Below are 18,958 nucleotides of genomic sequence, written 5' to 3' on the forward strand. Positions count from 1 at the left end.
CTAGACAATGAAAGCTATATTTATCATTTTTGCATTAACGATCTCTTCTCTTGTAGCCGAGGAGAAGAACTTCGTCGGTCTCACCCCTCAGAGTGTCAAAAACCTCGGCATCAAAACAGTAAGGGTTCAAAAGACCGAATTTGAGCGTACCGTTTTCGCGATCGGCCACATCAAACCCATCCCTAACAAACACGCTGTCATCAGCACCCGCTTTCCTGGACGTGTTGTACAAACACCACCGATTGTCGGTGATATTGTAGAGAAAGACCAAGTACTGCTCAAGGTTGAGTCCAGACAACCTGGATCCCCTCCTCCTGTCATCAGCGTGACAGCACCAAGTAACGGAGTGATTTTCAAGAGTCACGTGACACTGGGGCAACCCGTTGAGCCAGCCGAGGAACTCATGGATATCGTAGACCTGAGCCAAGTCTGGGCCGTCGCAAACATCCCTGAATCCCAAATGGCCAATATCAGGATCGGCAGCATTGCCCGCATCCGCGTGACCTCTCTCGGGGATACGGTCTTTAATGGTGAGCTCATTCGTATGGGCACTGAGGCTAACCCTACTGCCGGTACCGTGGAGGCTATCTTCTTGCTGGATAACCCTGACCTCAAACTGCGCCCCAACATGCGTGCCGAATTCTCGGTGATTACCAGTACCCGTAAAGATGTTGTCTCTGTTCCGCGCAAAGCCATCCAGGGCGATGCAGCCTCTCCATTTGTGTTTGTGAAGCACTTCGATATACCTAACGGTTTTGAAAAAGCTCCTGTGGTAATCGGTGAGAAGAATGACCGATTTGTTGAGATCATTAAAGGAGTCACCAGAGTCGATGAGGTCGTCACCGATGGTTCCTACTTCCTCGGCTTTGCTCAAGGTGGCGGAGTTTCACTCAAAGAGGCTCTGGATGCTGCCCACGGGCATGAACACAACGAGGACGGCTCTGAAATGACTGCTGAGCAGAAACGAGCCAAAGAAAAGGAACAGTCTGGAGATGCAGCCGGGATGTCCGGCAATCTATCTTGGAGTTCACCTATTGTCCTCTTCTTGATTGTTTCGAATGCGGTTACTCTGGTTCTTCTAACCATAGTTACCTTCAAGAAGAGCGCGAAGTAAGCATTAACTCTCACTTTCATTATGCTGAATAAACTTATTCGCTTATCTTTGGCTCACCGAGCCCTGGTGATTGCTGCGGCCTTACTGATCATAGGTCTTGGCTTCATGCAGACACGGAAGCTCCCTGTAGAGGTACTACCTGACCTCACTAAGCCTACTGTAACCATCCTCACAGAAGCCCCTGGGCTCGCGCCTGAGGAAGTCGAGCAGCGTATCACTGTACCTCTTGAGCGCGCCCTTATCGGCGTGAATGGTGTGACTCGTGTACGCTCCAAATCAGACGTAGCACTCTCACTGGTTTTCGTGGAGTTCGAATGGGACACGGATATCTACAAGGCTAGGCAGTTTGTCCAAGAGAGGATGCAAACTGTCGAGATGGCTGAAGGGATTACCCCCTACATGACCCCGGTAGCTTCCCTCATGGGAGAAATTATGCTGGTTGGCCTCACCTCGGACAATCCAGATATTTCACCCAGCGATCTCCGCACTTATGCGGACTGGACTGTTAGACGTCAGCTTCAATCGCAGCCGGGCATTGCGGAAGTTTTGTCCATGGGTGGAGGCATCAAACAAATCCAGATTCAACCTGATCCGAACAAACTGCTCAGCCATGGAGTGACTTTCACCGAATTGCGGGAAGCAGCTTCTCAGGCAGCTTCAACTTCTACAGGTGGCTTTGTAAGCTCAGACTCCAAAGAAGTCATGATCAGAAACTTGGCCATGACCACGGACCTGGATCAAATAGGGAAAACAGTGGTCAAGGATATCGATGACAGGCCAGTAACAATAGCCGATGTAGCTGAAGTTAAATGGGGAATCGAACCGATGCGCGGTGATGCCGCGGTAGACGGCAAAGCCGGCGTAATCATGAGTGTCACCAAATCCCCTGGCTTTGACACGATCAAACTCACTGAAAAAGTAGAGGAGATGCTAGAGGAGCTCCAGCGCCAAGCGCCAGAGGGAGTCACGCTGAAACCGCTCTTCAGGCAACAGAGCTTTATTGATCTGGCCATTGATAATCTCAAGGAAGCTATCCGGGATGGAGCCATCATGGTGATCGTGATTCTCTTCCTCTTCCTATTTAATATCAGGACAACCTTGATTACCTTGACGGCCATTCCGCTGTCATTTGCCATCACAGCAATCGTCTTTTCGGCAGCCGAACTCAGTGTCAACTCCATGACCTTGGGAGGCATCGCTGTGGCCATTGGTATTGTGGTGGATGATGCGATCGTTGACGTGGAAAACGTCTTCAGGCGATTGCGTGAGAATGCATCTTCTTTAAACCCCAAGCCACGGCTTGAGGTCATTGCGAATGCGTCCGGAGAAGTTCGAAATTCGATCCTCTACGCCACCTTGTTTATCATCTTGGTTTTCGTGCCACTCCTCAGTCTGAGCGGAGTTGAGGGAAGACTCTTCACTCCGATAGCTATCGCTACCATGGTCAGTATGGGTGCCTCTTTTGTGGTTTCACTTACAGTGATCCCGGTTCTTTGCTCGCTCTTCCTGAGACCAAAGGCCGGCAAAGAGCACAAGGACGGCTTTCTTGTGCACGGCATGAAGTGGTTATTTACCAAAACCTTTCTCTTCCTGTCGCTGCGCACACCCGCACTTGTGGTTGCTGTCGCCCTCATGCTACTGACTGCTGCTGCCCTACTCTATCCTATGCTTGGTAAAGAGTTCTTACCCGAGTTCAAGGAGGAGACCGTCGTGGTCGCGACCGCTGCCACTCCGGGAACCTCGCTGCAGCAGACATCACAGATCTCCCATGCCATTGATAAGGCTTTGCTTGAGTTACCCGATGTCGCCTCTGTGGGTCATCGAGTAGGCCGTGCCGAACGAGGTGATCACGTGGTTCCTGTCTCTACCGTTGAATTTGATATCGAACTCAAAAAGAGCGATCGGCCACGGTCTGAAGTCATCAAGGACATTGCAGAAACTGTGAATGCGAAGAACTTCCCCGGCACCTTCTCCGTAGTCAGCGGCCCCTTAAAAGACCGTATTGGCCACATGCTCTCTGGAGTACCAGCTAAAGTAGCCGTCAAGGTCTATGGCCCGGATCTCGATACCATACGAGAAATCGGCACCAAGATCCAAGAAATCTGCATGCAGATACCAGGCCTCGAAACAGCAAAAGTCGAGCAACAAGCCCCCATCCCCCAGCTCCGTATCGAGGTGGACCGCGATAGAGCCAAAGCCTATGGATTCCGGCCCGACCAAATTAACGACCACCTCTCGGCTCTGTTAGACGGCGAACATGCCGCACTGCTTTACGAAGGAGAGCGCACCATCGATTTGGTAGTTCGACTTCCTGAATCCTGGAGGGAGTCCCCAGACAAACTGGGAGAAATCATGCTGACCAATGATCATGGACAGCGTGTACCATTGAAGGTGATAGCTGACTTACGGTCTGCCAAGGGACCTAACGTAATTGTTAGAGAGAATACTGAGCGACGATTTGTCGTGAGTATCAATCCGTCTGAACGAGATCTGCAAGGCATGATTACCGAACTCGACAAACAAATCGATGAGCAGATTCGAAACAATCCAGAGTACAAAAATAATCGAGTCGAAATCGAAGGTGAGTATCAGGCCCAGCAGGAAGCATCCAAGAGAATCGGCATCGCAGCCGGCGTTGTTCTTCTGATTATTGCACTGCTTCTCTACACTTATTTCGGCACGGCCACCTTTGCCCTCCAAGTGATTTGTGACATCCCATTGGCGCTGATCGGCGGCTTGGTCTTCACCTGGATGACCATCAACAACATCAGCATTGCCACCCTGGTAGGCTTTATCGCTGTAGCTGGTATTGCAGCCAGAAATAGCATCATGCTGATCTCACACTACCTACACCTTATGAAACATGAGGGAGAAGGATTCACTAAGGAGATGATTATCCGAGGAACTCAAGAACGCCTCGTCCCAGTACTCATGACAGCTCTCTCGGCTGGCCTTGCTCTGATCCCACTGGTCACGGCTGGAGAAGACCCCGGCAAAGAAATCCTCCACCCCGTGGCGATCGTGATCACAGGCGGCCTCGTGTCCTCCACCTTCTTAGGCCTAGCGGTCACACCGGCAGTCTTTTACCTGTTTGGTAGAAGAGCCGCTGAAAAATCCATCTCAATCAACGCCCCTGCAGCGGGATAAAATCAAACAACAAAAACAACATGAAAATAAAATACACCGTAACAACACTACTGGCCATCGGTCTACCCCTCCTCAGCTCATGCAACGACAAAAACGCAGAAGCCAAGGGCGGCCATGAAGGTCACGATCATGCTTCACATGAAGGCCACGATCACGGGAGTCATGACGGACACGATCATGGGGATCACGAAGGACACGATCATGGAAGTCACGAAGGACATGATCATGCCGTGGCTGGCCCTAATAATGGGCGCATGATCAAGGAGTCTCAGGCTGAATTCCTGGTTACTGACTCTCGGAACGTCCAGATCACATTCTTCAATGAGTCCAATGAAGCGCAATCACCAGAAGGTAAGACCGTGCTTGTGCTTACAGGTGATCGGAGCAACCCAGTAGAAATGACCTTCAAGGTCAATGGAATTCATTTGGTCTCAGAACAAACAATTCCTGAGGGTAACAACTTCCCGACAGCTGTCGAAATCAACCTCGGTGGCGGAAAGAAATTTGAAGATAAATTTACACTAAATCTCAGTGACTGCCCAACATGCGACAATAAAGAATACGCATGTGAGTGCCATCACTAAACAGTCTAAACATACCGGGTCACTCCAAGTGGCCCGGTATTCCTAGGTCTATTCGGTGATCTCGGCTTTCCTGGCTGCCAGTTTATCGTCTAGATAGAGCAAGCCCGCTGTATCGTCCCCGATTCGTTCAAGCAGAGCGATAATATCTTCAACACTCTTCTCCTCCTCAACCTGCTCATCAATAAACCACTGGAGATGGCTTTTGGTAGCATAGTCGTTTAGTTTTGAGGCTAATTCATAGAGTTTATTGATCGACTCTGTGTTCTTCTGTTCTTGCTTCAATGAAATCTCGAAGGCTTCCAACGGACCACTGAATTCGCATTGTGGGCTCTCAATCGTTTCTAACTTCACCAGCCCCCCTCTATCCTGCAGGTACCTGAGCAACTTCATGCCATGCTCCATTTCTTCGCCATGTTGCATGCGCATCCAGTTCGCGAATCCATCCAGGTTCTTGGCATCAAAATAGATCGCCATACCGAGATAGTTATAAGCTGCAGTAAACTCTTGGTTGATCTGATGATTGAGCGCTTCCTGTAATTCGGCTTTAATCATTCTATAAGCTCAACCCAGCATCCATAATGTCAAGGCGGCAGCTCGCTCAAAAGATCTCCAATTGCTCTTCCCCTTCTTCATCAGCCAGCCTCACCCCCGCTCCAAGAAGTCTCACAGATTTACCACAGCCTCTTTCAAAGCCTTCTGCGAGAAGTTCACGTGCTAGATCCTCATCTATCTCAACTGCAGCTCTCTCCACGGTCGTTCGCGTGAAATCTGCAAACTTCAACTTCACGACGACACTCTTGATTTTACGATCCAGATAGCGCTCTTCGTAGCTTTCCCTAACCTCAACCAACAAGTCACGAAGCACTCTCAGCAAGACCTCGACTTGATTGATATCCTCTGAGAAGGTTGTCTCTTTACTGATCGATTTACGGGATCGATGTGAAGTGACAGCCCGGTGATCAATTCCTCGACATTGCTCATACAACTCTAGTCCCCATCTTGCGAAACGCTTCGCCATCTGGATCTTGTTGAGCTTTTGCATATCAGAGCAGGTTCTAATACCTTGCCGCTCTAACTTTTCCTGCATGCGTTTACCTACCCCCCAGAGTTTGGATACAGGAAGGTCCCTCATGAATCCCTCAACCTCCTCAGGCTGGATCACAAACTGCCCATTAGGTTTGTTCAAATCGCTGGCAATCTTTGCGAGCAATTTATTGGGAGCCACCCCAGCTGAAGCGGTGAGGCCTGTTTCCTCATAGATCTGTCTCCTGATCTCACTAGCGATTGAAGATCCAGAAGTAGACCAATGCGAGACATCTAGGTAAGCTTCATCGAGCGACAAAGGCTCGATCTCATTTGCAAACCTACCAAAGATTGCCCTGATTTGCGCAGAGACTGACTGATAAACATCGAAACGTGTGGGAACGATGATTAGCTGCGGACATAATTCCATGGCCTTGAAGACTGGCATCGCTGAGCGGCACCCATACTCCCGAGCCTCATAACTAGCTGTACAGAGCACTCCTCGACGGCTACTGCCGCCAACAGCTATGGGCTTCCCTCTCAATTCAGGAAAATCGCGCTGTTCGATGGCAGCATAGAAACAATCCATATCAATATGGATAATCTTTCTCATTTCCTGTTCCTCCGTCGCCATCGTTCTCTTGCAAGTAAGCTCATGCTGGGCTAAATGTCCATACGATGAAATTGTTCAGCACTATCTTACTAACCGTGTTCCTGCCATTCGTGACAGCGTGTGGTCAAAGCTCAGAAGAAGCCAAGGCTCCTGAGAAAGACATCCGCATCGTGATGAAGACTAGCAAGGGAGATATCGAAGCGACACTCTATGCTTCCAAGACACCTGTTACCGTAGCCAACTTTTTGAATCTGGCTAAGCGCGGTTACTATGATGGCATTCATTTCCACCGTGTCATTCCTAAGTTCATGATCCAAGGCGGTGACCCTACCGAAACTGGACGTGGTAATCCAGGCTACCGATTTGAAGATGAATTCAATGATGACCTCAAGCACGATGGCCCAGGTGTCTTCTCCATGGCCAACGCTGGTCCAGGCACCAACGGTTCACAGTTCTTCATTACCCATGTTGCTACCCCTCACCTGAACAAAAGACACACTGTCTTTGGCAAGGTGACCAAAGGTCAAGATGTGGTGGACAGCATCGTCGGTAAACTTTCCGGGCCCGGCTGGAAGACTGATGGCAAAGGAGACAAGATCATCTCCATCAAGATTCTCGACTCAACGGACGAACTCTTCAAACTCCAAAAGGAACGTATCGATGACTGGAACAAGGTCCTCGATAAGCGCTACCCTGTGAAGAAGTAAACTTGTACCATAAGACAGATCACTTAGCCCCGGAGTTGTTCGCTTCGGGGCTTTTTCTTTGTCCTGCATGATCTTCAGGAAGACTTAGCATTGCCACATTGCCCTGCTTATCCTAGGCTTCGCCTGTGGAGAAACTGAGCTTTTGCCACCCCACCAAAAACTATCATGACTCTTTGGTTACCAGCGATTATCGCATTTCTACTAGGATCTATCCCCTTCGGGCTACTCATTGCGAAGTCCAAAGGCATCAATATCCGTGAACATGGATCTGGCAACATTGGTGCCACCAATGTCCTCCGTGTTGTCGGCAAAAAATACGGGATTACCTGCTTCTTCCTCGATTTCCTCAAAGGCTTGGTCCCAGCGATGCTAGGAATCACACTAGTTCGTTTTAGCTCTCAAAACAACCCGATGGAGCTGACGTTCCTGAGCGACTGGGCCACTACCTTACCTGATACTGAACAAACCAAAGTTCAAATCATCCAGGTCATCACCGGTCTCTGTGCTGTACTCGGCCACAACTACTCCCCATGGGTTGGCTTCAAAGGAGGCAAAGGCATCGCTACCTCTGCCGGAGTTCTGACTGCCTTCATGCCAGCTGCGCTGATACTACTTATCCCGATTTGGGCCGCGGTATTCTTCACTACCAAGTATGTTTCTCTCGCTAGTATTGTTGCGGCTCTATCACTGCCTATTCTCACGCACTGGGGAGCACGCTTTCATCACGTTAACGGTGACAAAACTCAACCCACCCTCTGGGAAGCTGGCACTTGGAATAAACCTCTCTTTTTCTTCGCCACCTTCATCGCTCTGATGGCAGTGTGGAAACACCGGGCAAACATCAAACGACTTCTTGCGGGTACAGAGAACCGCTTTGGCTCCAAAAAGAACTAACTCAAGGCATGGCATTCGATTCTTCACAAACTGTAGCTGTCCTAGGAGCTGGTTCTTGGGGGTCCGCGTTGGCAATCCTGGTGTCGGAGCATTTCCAAAAAGTCATACTCGTTGGCCGTGATCCTGAGCAAATTGCGGAAATAAACGCATTCCACACCAACAGAAACTATCTACCCAAGATCAAGCTTCCTACGAACATCGAAGCTACCACCGACTATAACGAAGTAGCTGAGGCAGCCTTGATTCTCTCTGTACTCCCTACCTCTGCCACTCGTGAGGGCGCTGAAGCTCTCAAAAAAGTGGGTATCAAGGCGAACGTCCCAGTTGTTTCTTGTGCCAAAGGCATTGAGAGAAACACAGGCCGCAGAATGAGTGAGATCATCGCAGAGCTACTTCCTGAGAACCCAATCGCCGTACTTTCTGGCCCCAACCACGCGGAGGAAGTTTCAGCCAAAATGGCTACCTGCGCGGTAGTGGGATGCTCTGATGAAGAGCTGGCAGCAGACCTCCAGTCTGTCTTTACGGCCAACTATTTCCGTACTTATACCAGTGATGACATCGCCGGCATAGAGTTGGGTGGCGCACTCAAGAACGTCTTTGCCATCGCCGCAGGTATTGTGGCAGGCATCGGTCTGGGTGATAACGCGATTGCAGCACTCGTCACCCGAGGATTGACCGAGATGACTCGCCTTGGAGTAGCCCTAGGAGGTCGCCAAGAAACCTTCTCTGGCCTCTCTGGCATTGGCGACCTGATGGCTACTTGCTACTCACCGCATTCTCGTAACAACCGCGTAGGTAAGGCTCTAGGTAGTGGTGAGACCCTTCAGGAGGCCACTGATCGCCTTGGCATGGTCGCCGAAGGCGTACCTAACACCCTATCCATCTACGAAGCTGCTAGAAAAGCGGGAATCGAGACACCTCTCATCGATGCTGTCTACCAGGTGCTCTACGAGGATAAACCTGCTCAGGAAGCCCTGGTTGAACTCCTGACAAGGGAGCCCAAGCCAGAGCACGTCGATTAATTGCTGCTTTTCATGGCCTTGGGATATTCATCCCACTTGTGCGGCTGCAACTGCTTTTCATGAGCGTTGTTTGCCAAGCGGATATAGCTGGCAACTGAGGTCGTCTTTGTAGTGCCCCTATGGAGATTGGATTTCAGCTCATGCAGCGAGCGACTGCCCAGAGAAACCCACTCCAGCGATTGAAAGCTCTCATTTTGCTTATTCCAGACGGCTTTACCTATCAGCTTTCCACTGTAGCCTGATTGGTTCCACTGACTATTTGCCTCCATCTGAATAGCACCCTCGTAGGTCAAGTAGACCAGATCACCCTCAAGTTTGATCACTTGAACCTGAATGTCTGCCTTCTTGATGTGCTCTTTCCACCACGCTGGACATCCAAACATCAAATGCCCATGCAGTAACAGCCTCTCTGAAACTGTCACACTGAGCGCAGCCCGGGAGCCAAGCGTCAAGGTGGAGGGCAATAGCCCTTTAGCTTCATCGGCCGAAAACCACAACGAGTCCCGCTTACTATATTGAGGATGCCTTGCATCAAACAACTCCATTTCCTTAAAAGGATAATGACGAGCGTAAGTAACCAACTTGACTCCCTTCACATTACGGTTTGCCTCTCTCGCCTTATAGCTGCGATCACGCTCACTTAAGGGCGTATCCTTCAGGCGATTTTCTCTCTTCAGGCCATCGTACTTCACCTTGGCCATTTTCAAATTCTCCAGGCTCTTCACCGGGTCGTAGGTCGGCCACCCTGTGTCAATCTTAGCCAGAAACCTGCCGGATGGCGTAACAGCATAGACTCCTTGATGAATGCGAGCTCCTCCATCTGCTAGCGACTGATGCAAGAAGCGATACTCCCCTTTTGCCTTAGCGGCATCTGACAAGTGGTTATAAGCGACATCGTCGGAGGCTACCCCCACGAAATGATTTGCGATGTATTGAATGAACTCCGGATTATTGAAAAGCAACTGCCTTGTCTTAAATCCGTTCTGTCAGCAATTACCGAGAGGCCCACCAAAATACAGCCATAGCAAGATCGGCTTATCCTCCTTCTGCCCCTTCATTTGACCATCCAGCACGCTATTTTCCCACGGCACACTCAGATAGAGTTGATCGTGCTGGTCACCGACAACATAGGCTTCCACGGACTCCATCTCACTCAGTGTCAGGTCACTAGGTGGAATAGATTGCGCTGACACACTCCTAAGCGCCGTGATCAGGGAGATTAGCAAGAAAAAGAATCCTTTCATGATTAACTAAAATTAAGGAAAAGACCCACCAAAGTTACAAAAGTCGTCACAGAATAGGTCGAAATAGTTGACCCAGCCTTGGCTTGCGTCTATCACCACCTGTGATGAGCCAGCACGCTTCAGAAATTCCAGTCACAATCGCCGGAACAGGCAGCTATGTCCCTGAAAAAATCCTGACCAATGCGGATCTCGAGAAAATCGTGGACACCACGGATGAATGGATCACCTCACGCACTGGCATCAAGGAGAGACATATCGCCGCTGAAGGCGAGAACACCTCAGACTTAGCAACCAAGGCCGCAGAGCGCGCTCTCGAGCAAGCCCAGATGAAAGGCGAAGACTTGGACCTCATCATCGTAGCGACTATCTCACCAGACACCATTACCCCGGCTACCGCTTGCTATGTGCAGCACAACTTAGGTGCCACCAAAGCGGTCGCTTTCGATATTTCTGCCGCCTGCTCAGGTTTCCTTTATGCCATGAAGCTGGCAAAGCGCATGATTTCTGACGGAGCCTTTTCTAATGCCCTCATCATTGGCGCCGAAAAGCTCTCTGCATTTGTAAACTGGGAAGACCGCAATACTTGCGTACTCTTCGGCGATGGCGCGGGTGCAGCCGTTCTCAGAAAATCCGAAGATGGTGAAGGCCGCATCCTGGCTACCGAAATGGGAACCGATGGCGCCCAAACTGGCATCCTGAATATTCCAGGTGGTGGATCAGCCTGCCCGATCACCGTAGATAATGCCTCGGAAAAACTGGCATCTCTCAACATGCAAGGCCGCGAGGTCTTCAAACTGGCAGTCAATGCCATGAAACGTGCTTCCGAAACAGCCATTGAGCGAGCAGGTCTCACTCCTGATGACATCAAACTCGTGATCCCACACCAGGCGAACCTGAGAATCATCGATGCCATTGCCGACCGTCTCACCGTACCAAATGAGAAAGTCTTCGTGAACCTGCATAAATATGGCAACACCTCAGCAGCCGCAGTAGCGATCGCCTTGGATGAAGCCCATCGCGAAGGTAAATTTGAACGAGGAGACAATATCGTTCTGGTCGTGTTTGGAGCCGGACTCACTTGGGCAGCTACTGCCATTCAGTGGTAGGATCAGTCGTTCCACAACGACACTCACTCGAAAAGGCAAACTCACAGGGTTTGCCTTTTTTGTTGGCACATTGCCCAGATCAACTAGATTGAGTATTCCGTGATTATGTTTTTGCGAACTCTACTGTCTGCCGTTTTTTTAAGCACCTTAACAGCTCTCTGTGCTGATGAGGTGATTCGCGTGCCTAACCCGAATGCTGAAGCTATTAATCAAGTCGGCATCAATAAAAAAGGTTGCGGCCCAGTCAGCCAACTGAATTCCTATGCCTTCAGCTCAGAAAAGTGGCGTACTGTCACAGACAAGATTCCAGGAGACACGGAAGGCAAACGCTTTGTCTACTTGGTAAAAAAGCACGGCATGAAGTTCTCTAGACATATGCATGGGCGACTTCGTTGGGACTACAAGTCGGGCATGAGTTCACTTGATCTTCTGGATTACATGAATGATTTCCATGCTCAGGCCAGGCTACCTAAGATTGATCTCGAGACACTATTTATCGAAGACAAAGAATCTCATGAGGATCTTCTTCAGCGCACCCACAAGCACCTTAAGAAGTCACTCAATAAAGGATTTCCTCCAATCATGGACCTAAGACGCTTTGCCAAGATAAGGCAGAAGGCAGGTTATCATTGGCGCAGTGTCTATGGCCACTTTGTCGTGGTTTACGAAATACCAGCGCAGCTCCCACAAAATGCGCAGTCCATGACCATCAAATATATCGATCCATGGGGCGGTAAAATCCGTACAGGAACCCTACGTATACCTTCCGGCGATTTTTTCGCGAACAACAATAATGACCGAGCTGACTACAAACTCAGAAAAACCCCCTGTCTGGAAGCCGATTTTCCCGGCTGCTATGTAGGGCGACAAACCCTCAAGTCCGGAGTGGAAAATGTTCTCATCCTCTCCGCAACTCTGGGTGATTTCTAAGTTCTATGCCTTCTCCACATAGGCTTTCTGCACCTCTTCAGCGATGATACGAATCCCATCTCTGACGGTACCTTCATCCATCGTGTAGGTGACACGAATGCACTCACGCCTGTGTCTCCACTCATCATCACCGAGACCAAAGAAGAAATAGTTCCCTGGCACCACGAGAACGTTACGCGCTTTGAGACGTTCGTAGAGCTCACGTGCTGTGATTGGCATATCCTCGAACCACATCCAGAGGAATAGCGCCCCCTCACTGACATGGTAACGATATGGCAAAGTATCCTCGAAAAACTCGGAAACCCAGCCCTGAGCCTGCTTAGACTTCTCTAGATAGAATGGTCTCACGACCTCATTGCTAAGCTCCAAAATCTTACCACTACGCACGAGTGGCTCCATAATGGCTTGTCCTACATTATTGTTCGCCAAATCTACAATGGCACTCATGGAGGCGATCGCAGAAGCGATTTCCTCAGGGGCGATCACGATACCCGTGCGTGTACCAGGCAAACCAATTTTAGAGAGGCTTAATGTGAGAATCGTATTGTCATCAAACAACGGGTTCGCATCAGCAAAGAAAATATTCGGGAAAGGTGCCCCGTAAGCATTATCAATAATCAATGGTACACCATTTTCTTTGGCGAGCTTGGCCAACTTAGCCATTTCATTGTCAGTAAGCACATTGCCGGAAGGGTTGGTCGGACGAGATACACAAATAGCGGAAATCTCCTCAGTCACCTCCAAGGCATCAAAATCAACTCGATACTTGAACTGATGATCGCCTAGCTTTTCGATTTTAGGCTTATAGGCTTTGAAAAAGTCAGCGCCGACCGATTGATTTGCATAACCAATGTACTCTGGCACCAAGGGAAGAAGGATCTTCTTGCGACGACCATCTTCGAAACGGCCCGCGAGTGCATTAAAGATAAAGAAGAAGGCTGACTGACCACCTGGCGTGATGGCCAAGTTCTTCTCCGTAATGTTCCAGCCGAATTTTTCACGGAACATCTGAGCTACTGAGCTCAAAAATTTTGGATTCCCTCGTGGAGGGTCGTAATTACAGAGCACCTTTTCCATCGCACCTGGCTCGTCCAGGATCTCCTGTAGACGCTCACGCCAGATGGCGTTCATTTCTGGAATACTACCAGGCTGACCGCCTCCAAGCATTTTCGTATCAGGTCCACCCGTCGCTAGAGCGTGCCCGAGGTCATCCATCAATTCCTCAATACCACTACCGCCGCATAACCGTTTTCCGAACAATGAATAGTCTACCATAAATGTACCTTTGTGCGTTGCGGCTCCGCTATACGCCCCTGTGACGAGAAACGCAAAGGAAATTAATAAATTTAACCACTTACGTCAATTGGCAGAGACTAAATTCTCCACGGCTTTAATATACTTGGCTAGATTTGCATTCGTTTCCCCTTCTGCCGCCCTCCTGAGCAGCGGTAGTGCTGGCTCGAAGCGCTTCTGATCCACAAGCATGCGCCCATGGTTCAGGTATGCCCGTTTGGCATATTCAGGAAGTTTGGCAGCACGGTCATACTGAAGCGCTGCCAGCTCATACTTCTTCCGTGACTGATACCAAGTCCCCATCAAGAGGAGAGCTTCACCATCATTAGGATTCATGCGCAGGATCTCATCCAATAAAGTCTTGGCCCTATCCTCCCCTTTTTGAACGGACAATATAGCCGTCATGCGCTTGCTCAAGATCTGCATATCATTTCCTTTCAGCTGCCAGCCCTTGGTCAAGCCCAGCATCATCTCTGCCAGCTCCCAATGCTGTCTGTGTAGGACCTGCTCTGCGGCCTTGAGAAATGCCTGGTAAGATTCCGGCTGAATACGCTTGGAAACTTCCTGATACAACTCTCCTGCCAAACGAAGGTCTCCTTGAGCGACATACATATTGCCAAGGCTAATCAAGCTATTGGCCGGCAAGAGACCCTTCCGTCTGAGCCACTCAAGTCCAGCCATGGAAGCATCCATCTTGCCCATCCGGTATTGGATGTCTGAAAGCAGCAGCTGATAGGCTACATGATCAGGCTTGCTCTCCGTCACTTCCAAAATGAGTTTTTCAGCCTCCTCCATCTGATTGAGTTCACCCAAGCATTGAGCTGCACCCATTTTCCAGTCCACGACATCGGGCTGGGTAAGAAGCGCAGACCTATATGCCTGCAAAGCGGACGCATATTTTTCCTGCTGAAGGTAGCAATAGCCTAACAAGCCCATCGTGGTGCCATCCTGATCCCCTAGAGAAACCGCTTCAAGAATCGGTGGGAGAGCTTTTTCATAGTCATCTGCTCTCACATAGCACAAAGCCAAATTACGGTGCGCTCTTCGAAATGATGGATACTCCTTGAGCGCGGCCTTGAAGCTCTCAATGGCTTCCTCAAGCTTACCTAACTCAAATTGAATATTTCCCACGTTAAACATCAGCGCAGGCGATCCTTTTGTCAGACCACTTGATTGAAGAATTTTTAGAGCATTCTCACGATTGCCCTTCTTCATTTCCTCCTGCACCTTCACCAAGAGGGCACGCTCTTCCCCCGAGAGGCTGGGTTCAATTCTAGCATTGATTCTGTAGGAACCATTGAAAGAACTCACAAATGCCGGATCTTTCCAAAATTCTTTAGAAACAGGCAATGGGTCAACTGCGTGAGCCAGCGTGCCAATCATCAGAAGCAAAGCAGAACTAATAGAGCATTTCAAATTCATGGTTTATTCAATGTTAGAGGTAAATCGAAGCGGGATTTAGTCGGTTTCCCTCCCCTGGTTGGTACTGTGTAACGATATCCAGCAAGCACTCGCTTCAAGGTATCCTCACTAAAATTCTTATTGGAGATGGATCTGACTTTTATGAGACTAACTCGTCCTTTCTCGTCTAACTCCACGTACAAAACGGTTTTGACCTGATTATCCCGGACATTGCGGGGCCAACGAAAGTTGCCTTTTCTGATCTGTCTGGGTATCGCATCCAAATCACTGGGATTATAGTAACTTCTCGCCTGTGGCCGCCCTTTTGGCGCTGAAGGTCTCGGCGGAGTTGGTTTGGCTACAGGCTTTGGGGCGACTTTAGCAACAGGAATCTCAGCTGGAGCGATATCCGAGGAGAACATCTCTACTTCCATCGTAGGGTCAAAGCGCGCTTCAGAATGCGGTATTGCTGGTACATCGAAATCAACCACCGTAGAGAGACTCTCAAACGACGGAGGAGGCGGTGGCGCTAGCTCCTGCTTCACTTCATCTGGTGGATCAACTGGCTCTGGAGGTGCATCCAGTGATATGGGCTCCAATTTGTTGAGCACAAAAACTTCTTCCTCGAGCTTCACCTCCATCAACCGGGTCACGCCCAAAACCACCACTAAGATGGCTGTGACTGCGATACCTACGATGAGAGTTCTGAGCTGCATAAAAGTCTACTTGGCTGTGGCACTGAAGATGGACTTTGCACCACCAATTTGAGCTGCATCCGTTACTTTCATAATGACCCCGTGCTTGGCTTCTTTATCCCCCTGGATCACAACTGGGAGATCTGGATCTTCAACTAGTAAAGAACTCACGATACTGGACACCCCGTCGACCCCGATGTTTCGTCCACCATGATAAACATCCCCATCTGAGGTGACTGCCAGCAGAATGGAGTTCTTTTCCATTTCACTCGCTGTCGCCGCTCTAGGTTTGTTGATCTCAACACCTGGATCATCGACGAACACCGTCGTAACGATAAAGAAAATCAAAAGGATAAAGACGATATCAATCAAAGGAGACATATTGATCTCCGAGCTGGTGTCTGATTCCGAGGTGAAATGTCTGAATCTTCTCATGCCATTTTCTCCTTACTGTAATGGTTCGCCAAGGTTGAATGAAGTTGTCTCTCTAGCAGCTGATGCACAGCCTGCACCTGACTTCTGATGATTGCAAAGATCAAGGCTGCTGGAATGGCAAAGAGCAAACCAGCCTGAGTCGTGATCATGGCTTCTGATATACCTACGGATATTTTCTCGATGGGATCGATGGCAGCTTGCGATGCCAATCCGCTGAATGTCACCAGCATTCCTGACACGGTGCCTAACAGGCCACCTAGCGTACACACCCCAATCATCACACCAATGACAGGCATACGGCGATCTAACCAAGCAAGCTGATCTAGCTCAAACACCGCAAAGTCTCTAACGATCTCACGCCTATTGTCACTGACTACATCAGCAATAGATTCTTGCTTGATCCTTCTTTGCAGCTGAACCAAAACCACCCAAGTGGCGCACAGCATCGCATAGAGCAAGACTCCCACTGCAAGTATCGCCCACAGAACCACTCCACCGTGTTCAAGCACGGCCCAGCATTCCTTCCAGACTTTGTAGAGCGAATCCTGCATCCTTGTATTATCCCTGATTCATCTTACGCAGGCCATTGACCAAAGTAAGACCCAGCTTTTCCGTATTCTGCACCACCCCGTTACTTCTTCTTGATAGCAATGTATGGATAATCAGAGCAGGTATCGCCACGATCAGACCAAACAAGGTAGTGACCAGAGCCTCAGAAATTCCTCCGGCCATTGGCTTCACATCACCAGTACCAGTCACTGTGATCACATTAAACATGCGGATCATACCGGACACGGTGCCTAAAAGACCTAGTAAAGGAGCTGTAGCTGCTGTAACCGCGATAAATGGCAACCAGCTCTGCAACTTGCCCTGCACACCAATGAGCTGCTCGTAAATCACTTCCTCTACGACATCAGCTCCGGCAGACGTATATTGAAGAGCATTTTTAAGCAACTCTCCCGCAGGATGCTTGGCACTAGCAGCAATCTCCTCGGCATCCTCTCTGCGGCCATCACGTAAGGCGGAGAGAATTTCTGATACCCAGCCTTCTCGTGGTGATTTAATCTGCATGAGTTGCAGTAGTTTGATCACACCACAAATGGCGGATAGTAATGCAATGCCCAAGATCGGCATGAGCCAGACTCCCCCCTTTTTCAACAATTGTCCAAACCCGCTCTGGATTTCAGCGATCGCACGCGCCTTGCCACCCGTAACATCAATCGAAAGGTCAACCTCTTTCCCTCCCAGCAAAGCCGCGATAGCTTCTTTATCTCCATCCAACACCTTGACGCTTTTTGCGCCTACATCAGACAGCACAGGCCCGGCAACACTACCATCATTGGCTGCAAACCAGGTAGCCGGTCCAAGGTGCGCAAACTCTCCTGCTAGAACCTGATCTTGTTCAGTGACTGCATTACCCTGCGTTTTAAAGCCTCCCAGCAATTGCTCAAGACGGTCCACTCCTTTACTGAGGGCATCAACTTGGCTATCTAGATCCTGGTCTTGGCCTCGATTGGCAATTTGCTCGAGCACCTGACTGTATTCACCGTTCTCTCCTGGCAACAACTGAGTCCCCATCACCACAGCATGCTGCTTCATCTGAGCACTGAGGTAATTGGCGTCCTGAGTGTAGATCGCATGGTTCTTACGCAAGGCCTTCATATCATTGAGACGGCCTTCTGCACTCATTCGTGCCAGGCGTTGCTGACGTCTCAAGAGAATTAATTCCTGCTCCAGATCTGCTATCTTCTTTCCAAGTAGAGGCTTCTCCTCGGCAATCTTTGCACGCACCTCCCCCAGTTCGGTCAACGACTTCTGCAAATCCGTCTTCAGTTCCTCCTCTGTAGAGGCATGTAGCAAGGTGGATGAGAAGACTCCTACGATGATTGCTCTGGCAATACTCCTCATGGCTTCACCTCCACGGGTAACTTGACCAAACCTGCCTGTGAGGATTTCTTGAATACGCGAATCGTAGTCTTCACCCGGTTATCAATTCCTTCTCGAATACTCCACTGCCATCCATCTGCACCCGGCATCCCAACACCAGCCTTGTCGCCACTGACAAAGTAGGCTCTCCCAAGCCCAAGGTAGAGCACTTGTAACTGCCGCTTCTCCCCATCTTCCAGGGCTTGCATTTCCTCAGAAAAATAGACCGCGCGATTAAATCTGCCCGCCTCTTTCAAAATATTGGCTAAAGCCACCACACCATCCCGCATCTGTGTCTCATCTTCCACTGACTCCAGCGTGTACAGATCCGCAGACAAGAGATCTTTCAGAGGCTTGGGAAATCTAGCAGAGACTTCTAGCATGCGTTTGGAAATGTCTCTCACCTTGAGACCCAGCTTACGCCGATCCGCTCTCATTTGCTTCACTTCTGACTCAAGAGTCGCTTTTTCCTTATCCAGCTCCACATGGCTTTCCCCTGCCTTCTCAACCTCATCCTTGAGAAGTGCCATTTCAGTCTCATACAACTTGATCAAGTCATTGAGCTGCTCTCGCTCGATCTTCCAATCCGCTTTTTCTTCCGTGATCATGCGTTCGGTTTGGACCCATTGTTGAATCAAGGCACGCGCCTCGCTAGGCGTGAGTTTATCTGCACCAGCTTCCTGACCGAGAACACTCCCGGACAAAGCCATGCTGATGGCTATTGTTGTACATAACATAGTTAGAGCTTTCATTTGCATACTTCCAGCAGTTGCCCGGCACTTCAATCCATTCTTCACGGATTCCACTCAAAGGCCATTCAGGCA

General features: G+C 49.6%; 19 protein-coding genes. 8 read left to right on the forward strand and 11 right to left on the reverse strand.

The features are described 5' to 3' along the window. The first annotated feature begins 7 nt into the window (after positions 1 to 7). From BUB27_RS08860 to BUB27_RS19035, 3 genes are read left to right on the forward strand one after another with little or no spacing between them, the layout of a single operon-like run. The gene (locus tag BUB27_RS08860; protein WP_143183451.1) at positions 8 to 1,114 is read left to right on the forward strand and encodes an efflux RND transporter periplasmic adaptor subunit; all 1,107 of its coding nucleotides are present in this window, start codon (positions 8 to 10) and stop codon (positions 1,112 to 1,114) included. A gap of 21 nt (positions 1,115 to 1,135) precedes the next feature. Continuing rightward, positions 1,136 to 4,261, forward strand: coding sequence for an efflux RND transporter permease subunit (locus BUB27_RS08865; RefSeq protein WP_143183452.1), 3,126 nt, complete (start codon positions 1,136 to 1,138; stop codon positions 4,259 to 4,261). Positions 4,262 to 4,281: 20 nt separating this feature from the next. After that, positions 4,282 to 4,845: a hypothetical protein gene (locus BUB27_RS19035; RefSeq protein ID WP_200797093.1), complete on the forward strand. Its 564-nt coding sequence runs from the start codon at positions 4,282 to 4,284 to the stop codon at positions 4,843 to 4,845. Positions 4,846 to 4,893: 48 nt separating this feature from the next. Here BUB27_RS19035 and BUB27_RS08875 read toward each other — a convergent pair whose 3' ends face one another. Next, positions 4,894 to 5,397, reverse strand: a complete 504-nt coding sequence (locus tag BUB27_RS08875; RefSeq protein ID WP_143183453.1) for a ferritin — start codon at positions 5,395 to 5,397, stop codon at positions 4,894 to 4,896. A 46-nt stretch (positions 5,398 to 5,443) separates the two neighbouring features. Beyond that, the gene (gene dinB, locus BUB27_RS08880; RefSeq protein WP_143183731.1) at positions 5,444 to 6,481 is read right to left on the reverse strand and encodes a DNA polymerase IV; all 1,038 of its coding nucleotides are present in this window, start codon (positions 6,479 to 6,481) and stop codon (positions 5,444 to 5,446) included. Positions 6,482 to 6,546: 65 nt separating this feature from the next. Between dinB and BUB27_RS08885 the strand changes: the two genes are divergently transcribed. The 3 genes from BUB27_RS08885 to BUB27_RS08895 all read left to right on the forward strand — a co-directional run bounded on the left by BUB27_RS08885 (position 6,547) and on the right by BUB27_RS08895 (position 9,104). Beyond that, entirely contained in the window at positions 6,547 to 7,188 is a 642-nt protein-coding gene (locus BUB27_RS08885; RefSeq protein ID WP_143183454.1) for a peptidylprolyl isomerase, read from the forward strand. A gap of 165 nt (positions 7,189 to 7,353) precedes the next feature. Beyond that, positions 7,354 to 8,082, forward strand: coding sequence for a glycerol-3-phosphate 1-O-acyltransferase PlsY (gene plsY, locus BUB27_RS08890; RefSeq protein ID WP_143183455.1), 729 nt, complete (start codon positions 7,354 to 7,356; stop codon positions 8,080 to 8,082). An 8-nt stretch (positions 8,083 to 8,090) separates the two neighbouring features. Next, the gene (locus BUB27_RS08895; RefSeq protein WP_143183456.1) at positions 8,091 to 9,104 is read left to right on the forward strand and encodes an NAD(P)H-dependent glycerol-3-phosphate dehydrogenase; all 1,014 of its coding nucleotides are present in this window, start codon (positions 8,091 to 8,093) and stop codon (positions 9,102 to 9,104) included. Here BUB27_RS08895 and BUB27_RS08900 read toward each other — a convergent pair. Next, positions 9,101 to 10,066, reverse strand: a complete 966-nt coding sequence (locus BUB27_RS08900; protein ID WP_143183457.1) for a hypothetical protein — start codon at positions 10,064 to 10,066, stop codon at positions 9,101 to 9,103. The two genes, BUB27_RS08895 and BUB27_RS08900, sit on opposite strands and share 4 nt — an antisense overlap. Before the next feature lie 24 nt (positions 10,067 to 10,090). After that, positions 10,091 to 10,348 (reverse strand): hypothetical protein, encoded by a 258-nt coding sequence (locus BUB27_RS08905; protein WP_143183458.1) that lies wholly within the window; start codon positions 10,346 to 10,348, stop codon positions 10,091 to 10,093. A gap of 104 nt (positions 10,349 to 10,452) precedes the next feature. On the opposite strand from BUB27_RS08905, the gene BUB27_RS08910 reads away from it, so the two are divergent. Both BUB27_RS08910 and BUB27_RS08915 read left to right on the forward strand, forming a co-directional pair. Then, the gene (locus BUB27_RS08910; RefSeq protein WP_143183459.1) at positions 10,453 to 11,454 is read left to right on the forward strand and encodes a beta-ketoacyl-ACP synthase III; all 1,002 of its coding nucleotides are present in this window, start codon (positions 10,453 to 10,455) and stop codon (positions 11,452 to 11,454) included. 105 nt (positions 11,455 to 11,559) lie between these two features. Beyond that, a complete protein-coding gene (locus tag BUB27_RS08915; protein WP_143183460.1) occupies positions 11,560 to 12,384 on the forward strand; it encodes a hypothetical protein in 825 nt (274 codons plus the stop codon). A gap of 3 nt (positions 12,385 to 12,387) precedes the next feature. Here BUB27_RS08915 and BUB27_RS08920 read toward each other — a convergent pair whose 3' ends face one another. The 7 genes from BUB27_RS08920 to BUB27_RS08950 all read right to left on the reverse strand — a co-directional run bounded on the left by BUB27_RS08920 (position 12,388) and on the right by BUB27_RS08950 (position 18,871). Continuing rightward, positions 12,388 to 13,659 (reverse strand): valine--pyruvate transaminase, encoded by a 1,272-nt coding sequence (locus BUB27_RS08920; protein WP_143183461.1) that lies wholly within the window; start codon positions 13,657 to 13,659, stop codon positions 12,388 to 12,390. Between the two features lie 84 nt (positions 13,660 to 13,743). Continuing rightward, positions 13,744 to 15,099 carry a tetratricopeptide repeat protein gene (locus BUB27_RS08925; RefSeq protein ID WP_143183462.1) on the reverse strand — a complete coding sequence of 452 codons (1,356 nt, stop codon included), beginning with the start codon at positions 15,097 to 15,099 and terminating at the stop codon, positions 13,744 to 13,746. Continuing rightward, on the reverse strand, positions 15,096 to 15,794 hold the full coding sequence (locus tag BUB27_RS08930; protein ID WP_143183463.1) for a hypothetical protein: 699 nt from the start codon (positions 15,792 to 15,794) through the stop codon (positions 15,096 to 15,098). Before BUB27_RS08930 ends, BUB27_RS08925 begins: the two co-directional genes overlap by 4 nt. Positions 15,795 to 15,800: 6 nt before the next feature. Further along, the gene (locus BUB27_RS08935; protein WP_143183464.1) at positions 15,801 to 16,208 is read right to left on the reverse strand and encodes an ExbD/TolR family protein; all 408 of its coding nucleotides are present in this window, start codon (positions 16,206 to 16,208) and stop codon (positions 15,801 to 15,803) included. After that, a complete protein-coding gene (locus BUB27_RS08940; protein WP_143183465.1) occupies positions 16,205 to 16,759 on the reverse strand; it encodes a MotA/TolQ/ExbB proton channel family protein in 555 nt (184 codons plus the stop codon). The genes BUB27_RS08935 and BUB27_RS08940 overlap by 4 nt, the downstream gene beginning before the upstream one ends. 7 nt (positions 16,760 to 16,766) lie before the next feature. After that, a complete protein-coding gene (locus BUB27_RS08945; RefSeq protein WP_143183466.1) occupies positions 16,767 to 18,116 on the reverse strand; it encodes a MotA/TolQ/ExbB proton channel family protein in 1,350 nt (449 codons plus the stop codon). Further along, on the reverse strand, positions 18,113 to 18,871 hold the full coding sequence (locus BUB27_RS08950; RefSeq protein ID WP_159434884.1) for a DUF3450 family protein: 759 nt from the start codon (positions 18,869 to 18,871) through the stop codon (positions 18,113 to 18,115). The genes BUB27_RS08945 and BUB27_RS08950 overlap by 4 nt, the downstream gene beginning before the upstream one ends. Positions 18,872 to 18,958: the final 87 nt, after the last annotated feature.

Origin of the sequence: Rubritalea squalenifaciens DSM 18772 (assembly GCF_900141815.1) — a bacterium.
GTDB classification, from domain to species: Bacteria; Verrucomicrobiota; Verrucomicrobiia; order Verrucomicrobiales; family Akkermansiaceae; genus Rubritalea; species Rubritalea squalenifaciens.

Excerpts from the sequence above, each read along its gene's own strand:
- BUB27_RS08910 (WP_143183459.1), top strand. The coding sequence starts at position 10,453 with ATGAGCCAGCACGCTTCAGAAATTCCAGTCACAATCGCCGGAACAGGC.
- BUB27_RS08930 (WP_143183463.1), bottom strand. The coding sequence starts at position 15,794 with ATGCAGCTCAGAACTCTCATCGTAGGTATCGCAGTCACAGCCATCTTA.
- BUB27_RS08915 (WP_143183460.1), top strand. The coding sequence starts at position 11,560 with ATGTTTTTGCGAACTCTACTGTCTGCCGTTTTTTTAAGCACCTTAACA.
- BUB27_RS19035 (WP_200797093.1), top strand. The coding sequence starts at position 4,282 with ATGAAAATAAAATACACCGTAACAACACTACTGGCCATCGGTCTACCC.
- BUB27_RS08860 (WP_143183451.1), top strand. The coding sequence starts at position 8 with ATGAAAGCTATATTTATCATTTTTGCATTAACGATCTCTTCTCTTGTA.
- BUB27_RS08925 (WP_143183462.1), bottom strand. The coding sequence starts at position 15,099 with ATGAATTTGAAATGCTCTATTAGTTCTGCTTTGCTTCTGATGATTGGC.
- BUB27_RS08865 (WP_143183452.1), top strand. The coding sequence starts at position 1,136 with ATGCTGAATAAACTTATTCGCTTATCTTTGGCTCACCGAGCCCTGGTG.
- BUB27_RS08950 (WP_159434884.1), bottom strand. The coding sequence starts at position 18,871 with ATGTTATGTACAACAATAGCCATCAGCATGGCTTTGTCCGGGAGTGTT.
- BUB27_RS08875 (WP_143183453.1), bottom strand. The coding sequence starts at position 5,397 with ATGATTAAAGCCGAATTACAGGAAGCGCTCAATCATCAGATCAACCAA.
- BUB27_RS08935 (WP_143183464.1), bottom strand. The coding sequence starts at position 16,208 with ATGAGAAGATTCAGACATTTCACCTCGGAATCAGACACCAGCTCGGAG.
- plsY (WP_143183455.1), top strand. The coding sequence starts at position 7,354 with ATGACTCTTTGGTTACCAGCGATTATCGCATTTCTACTAGGATCTATC.
- BUB27_RS08940 (WP_143183465.1), bottom strand. The coding sequence starts at position 16,759 with ATGCAGGATTCGCTCTACAAAGTCTGGAAGGAATGCTGGGCCGTGCTT.
- dinB (WP_143183731.1), bottom strand. The coding sequence starts at position 6,481 with ATGAGAAAGATTATCCATATTGATATGGATTGTTTCTATGCTGCCATC.
- BUB27_RS08905 (WP_143183458.1), bottom strand. The coding sequence starts at position 10,348 with ATGAAAGGATTCTTTTTCTTGCTAATCTCCCTGATCACGGCGCTTAGG.
- BUB27_RS08920 (WP_143183461.1), bottom strand. The coding sequence starts at position 13,659 with ATGGTAGACTATTCATTGTTCGGAAAACGGTTATGCGGCGGTAGTGGT.
- BUB27_RS08895 (WP_143183456.1), top strand. The coding sequence starts at position 8,091 with ATGGCATTCGATTCTTCACAAACTGTAGCTGTCCTAGGAGCTGGTTCT.
- BUB27_RS08885 (WP_143183454.1), top strand. The coding sequence starts at position 6,547 with ATGAAATTGTTCAGCACTATCTTACTAACCGTGTTCCTGCCATTCGTG.
- BUB27_RS08945 (WP_143183466.1), bottom strand. The coding sequence starts at position 18,116 with ATGAGGAGTATTGCCAGAGCAATCATCGTAGGAGTCTTCTCATCCACC.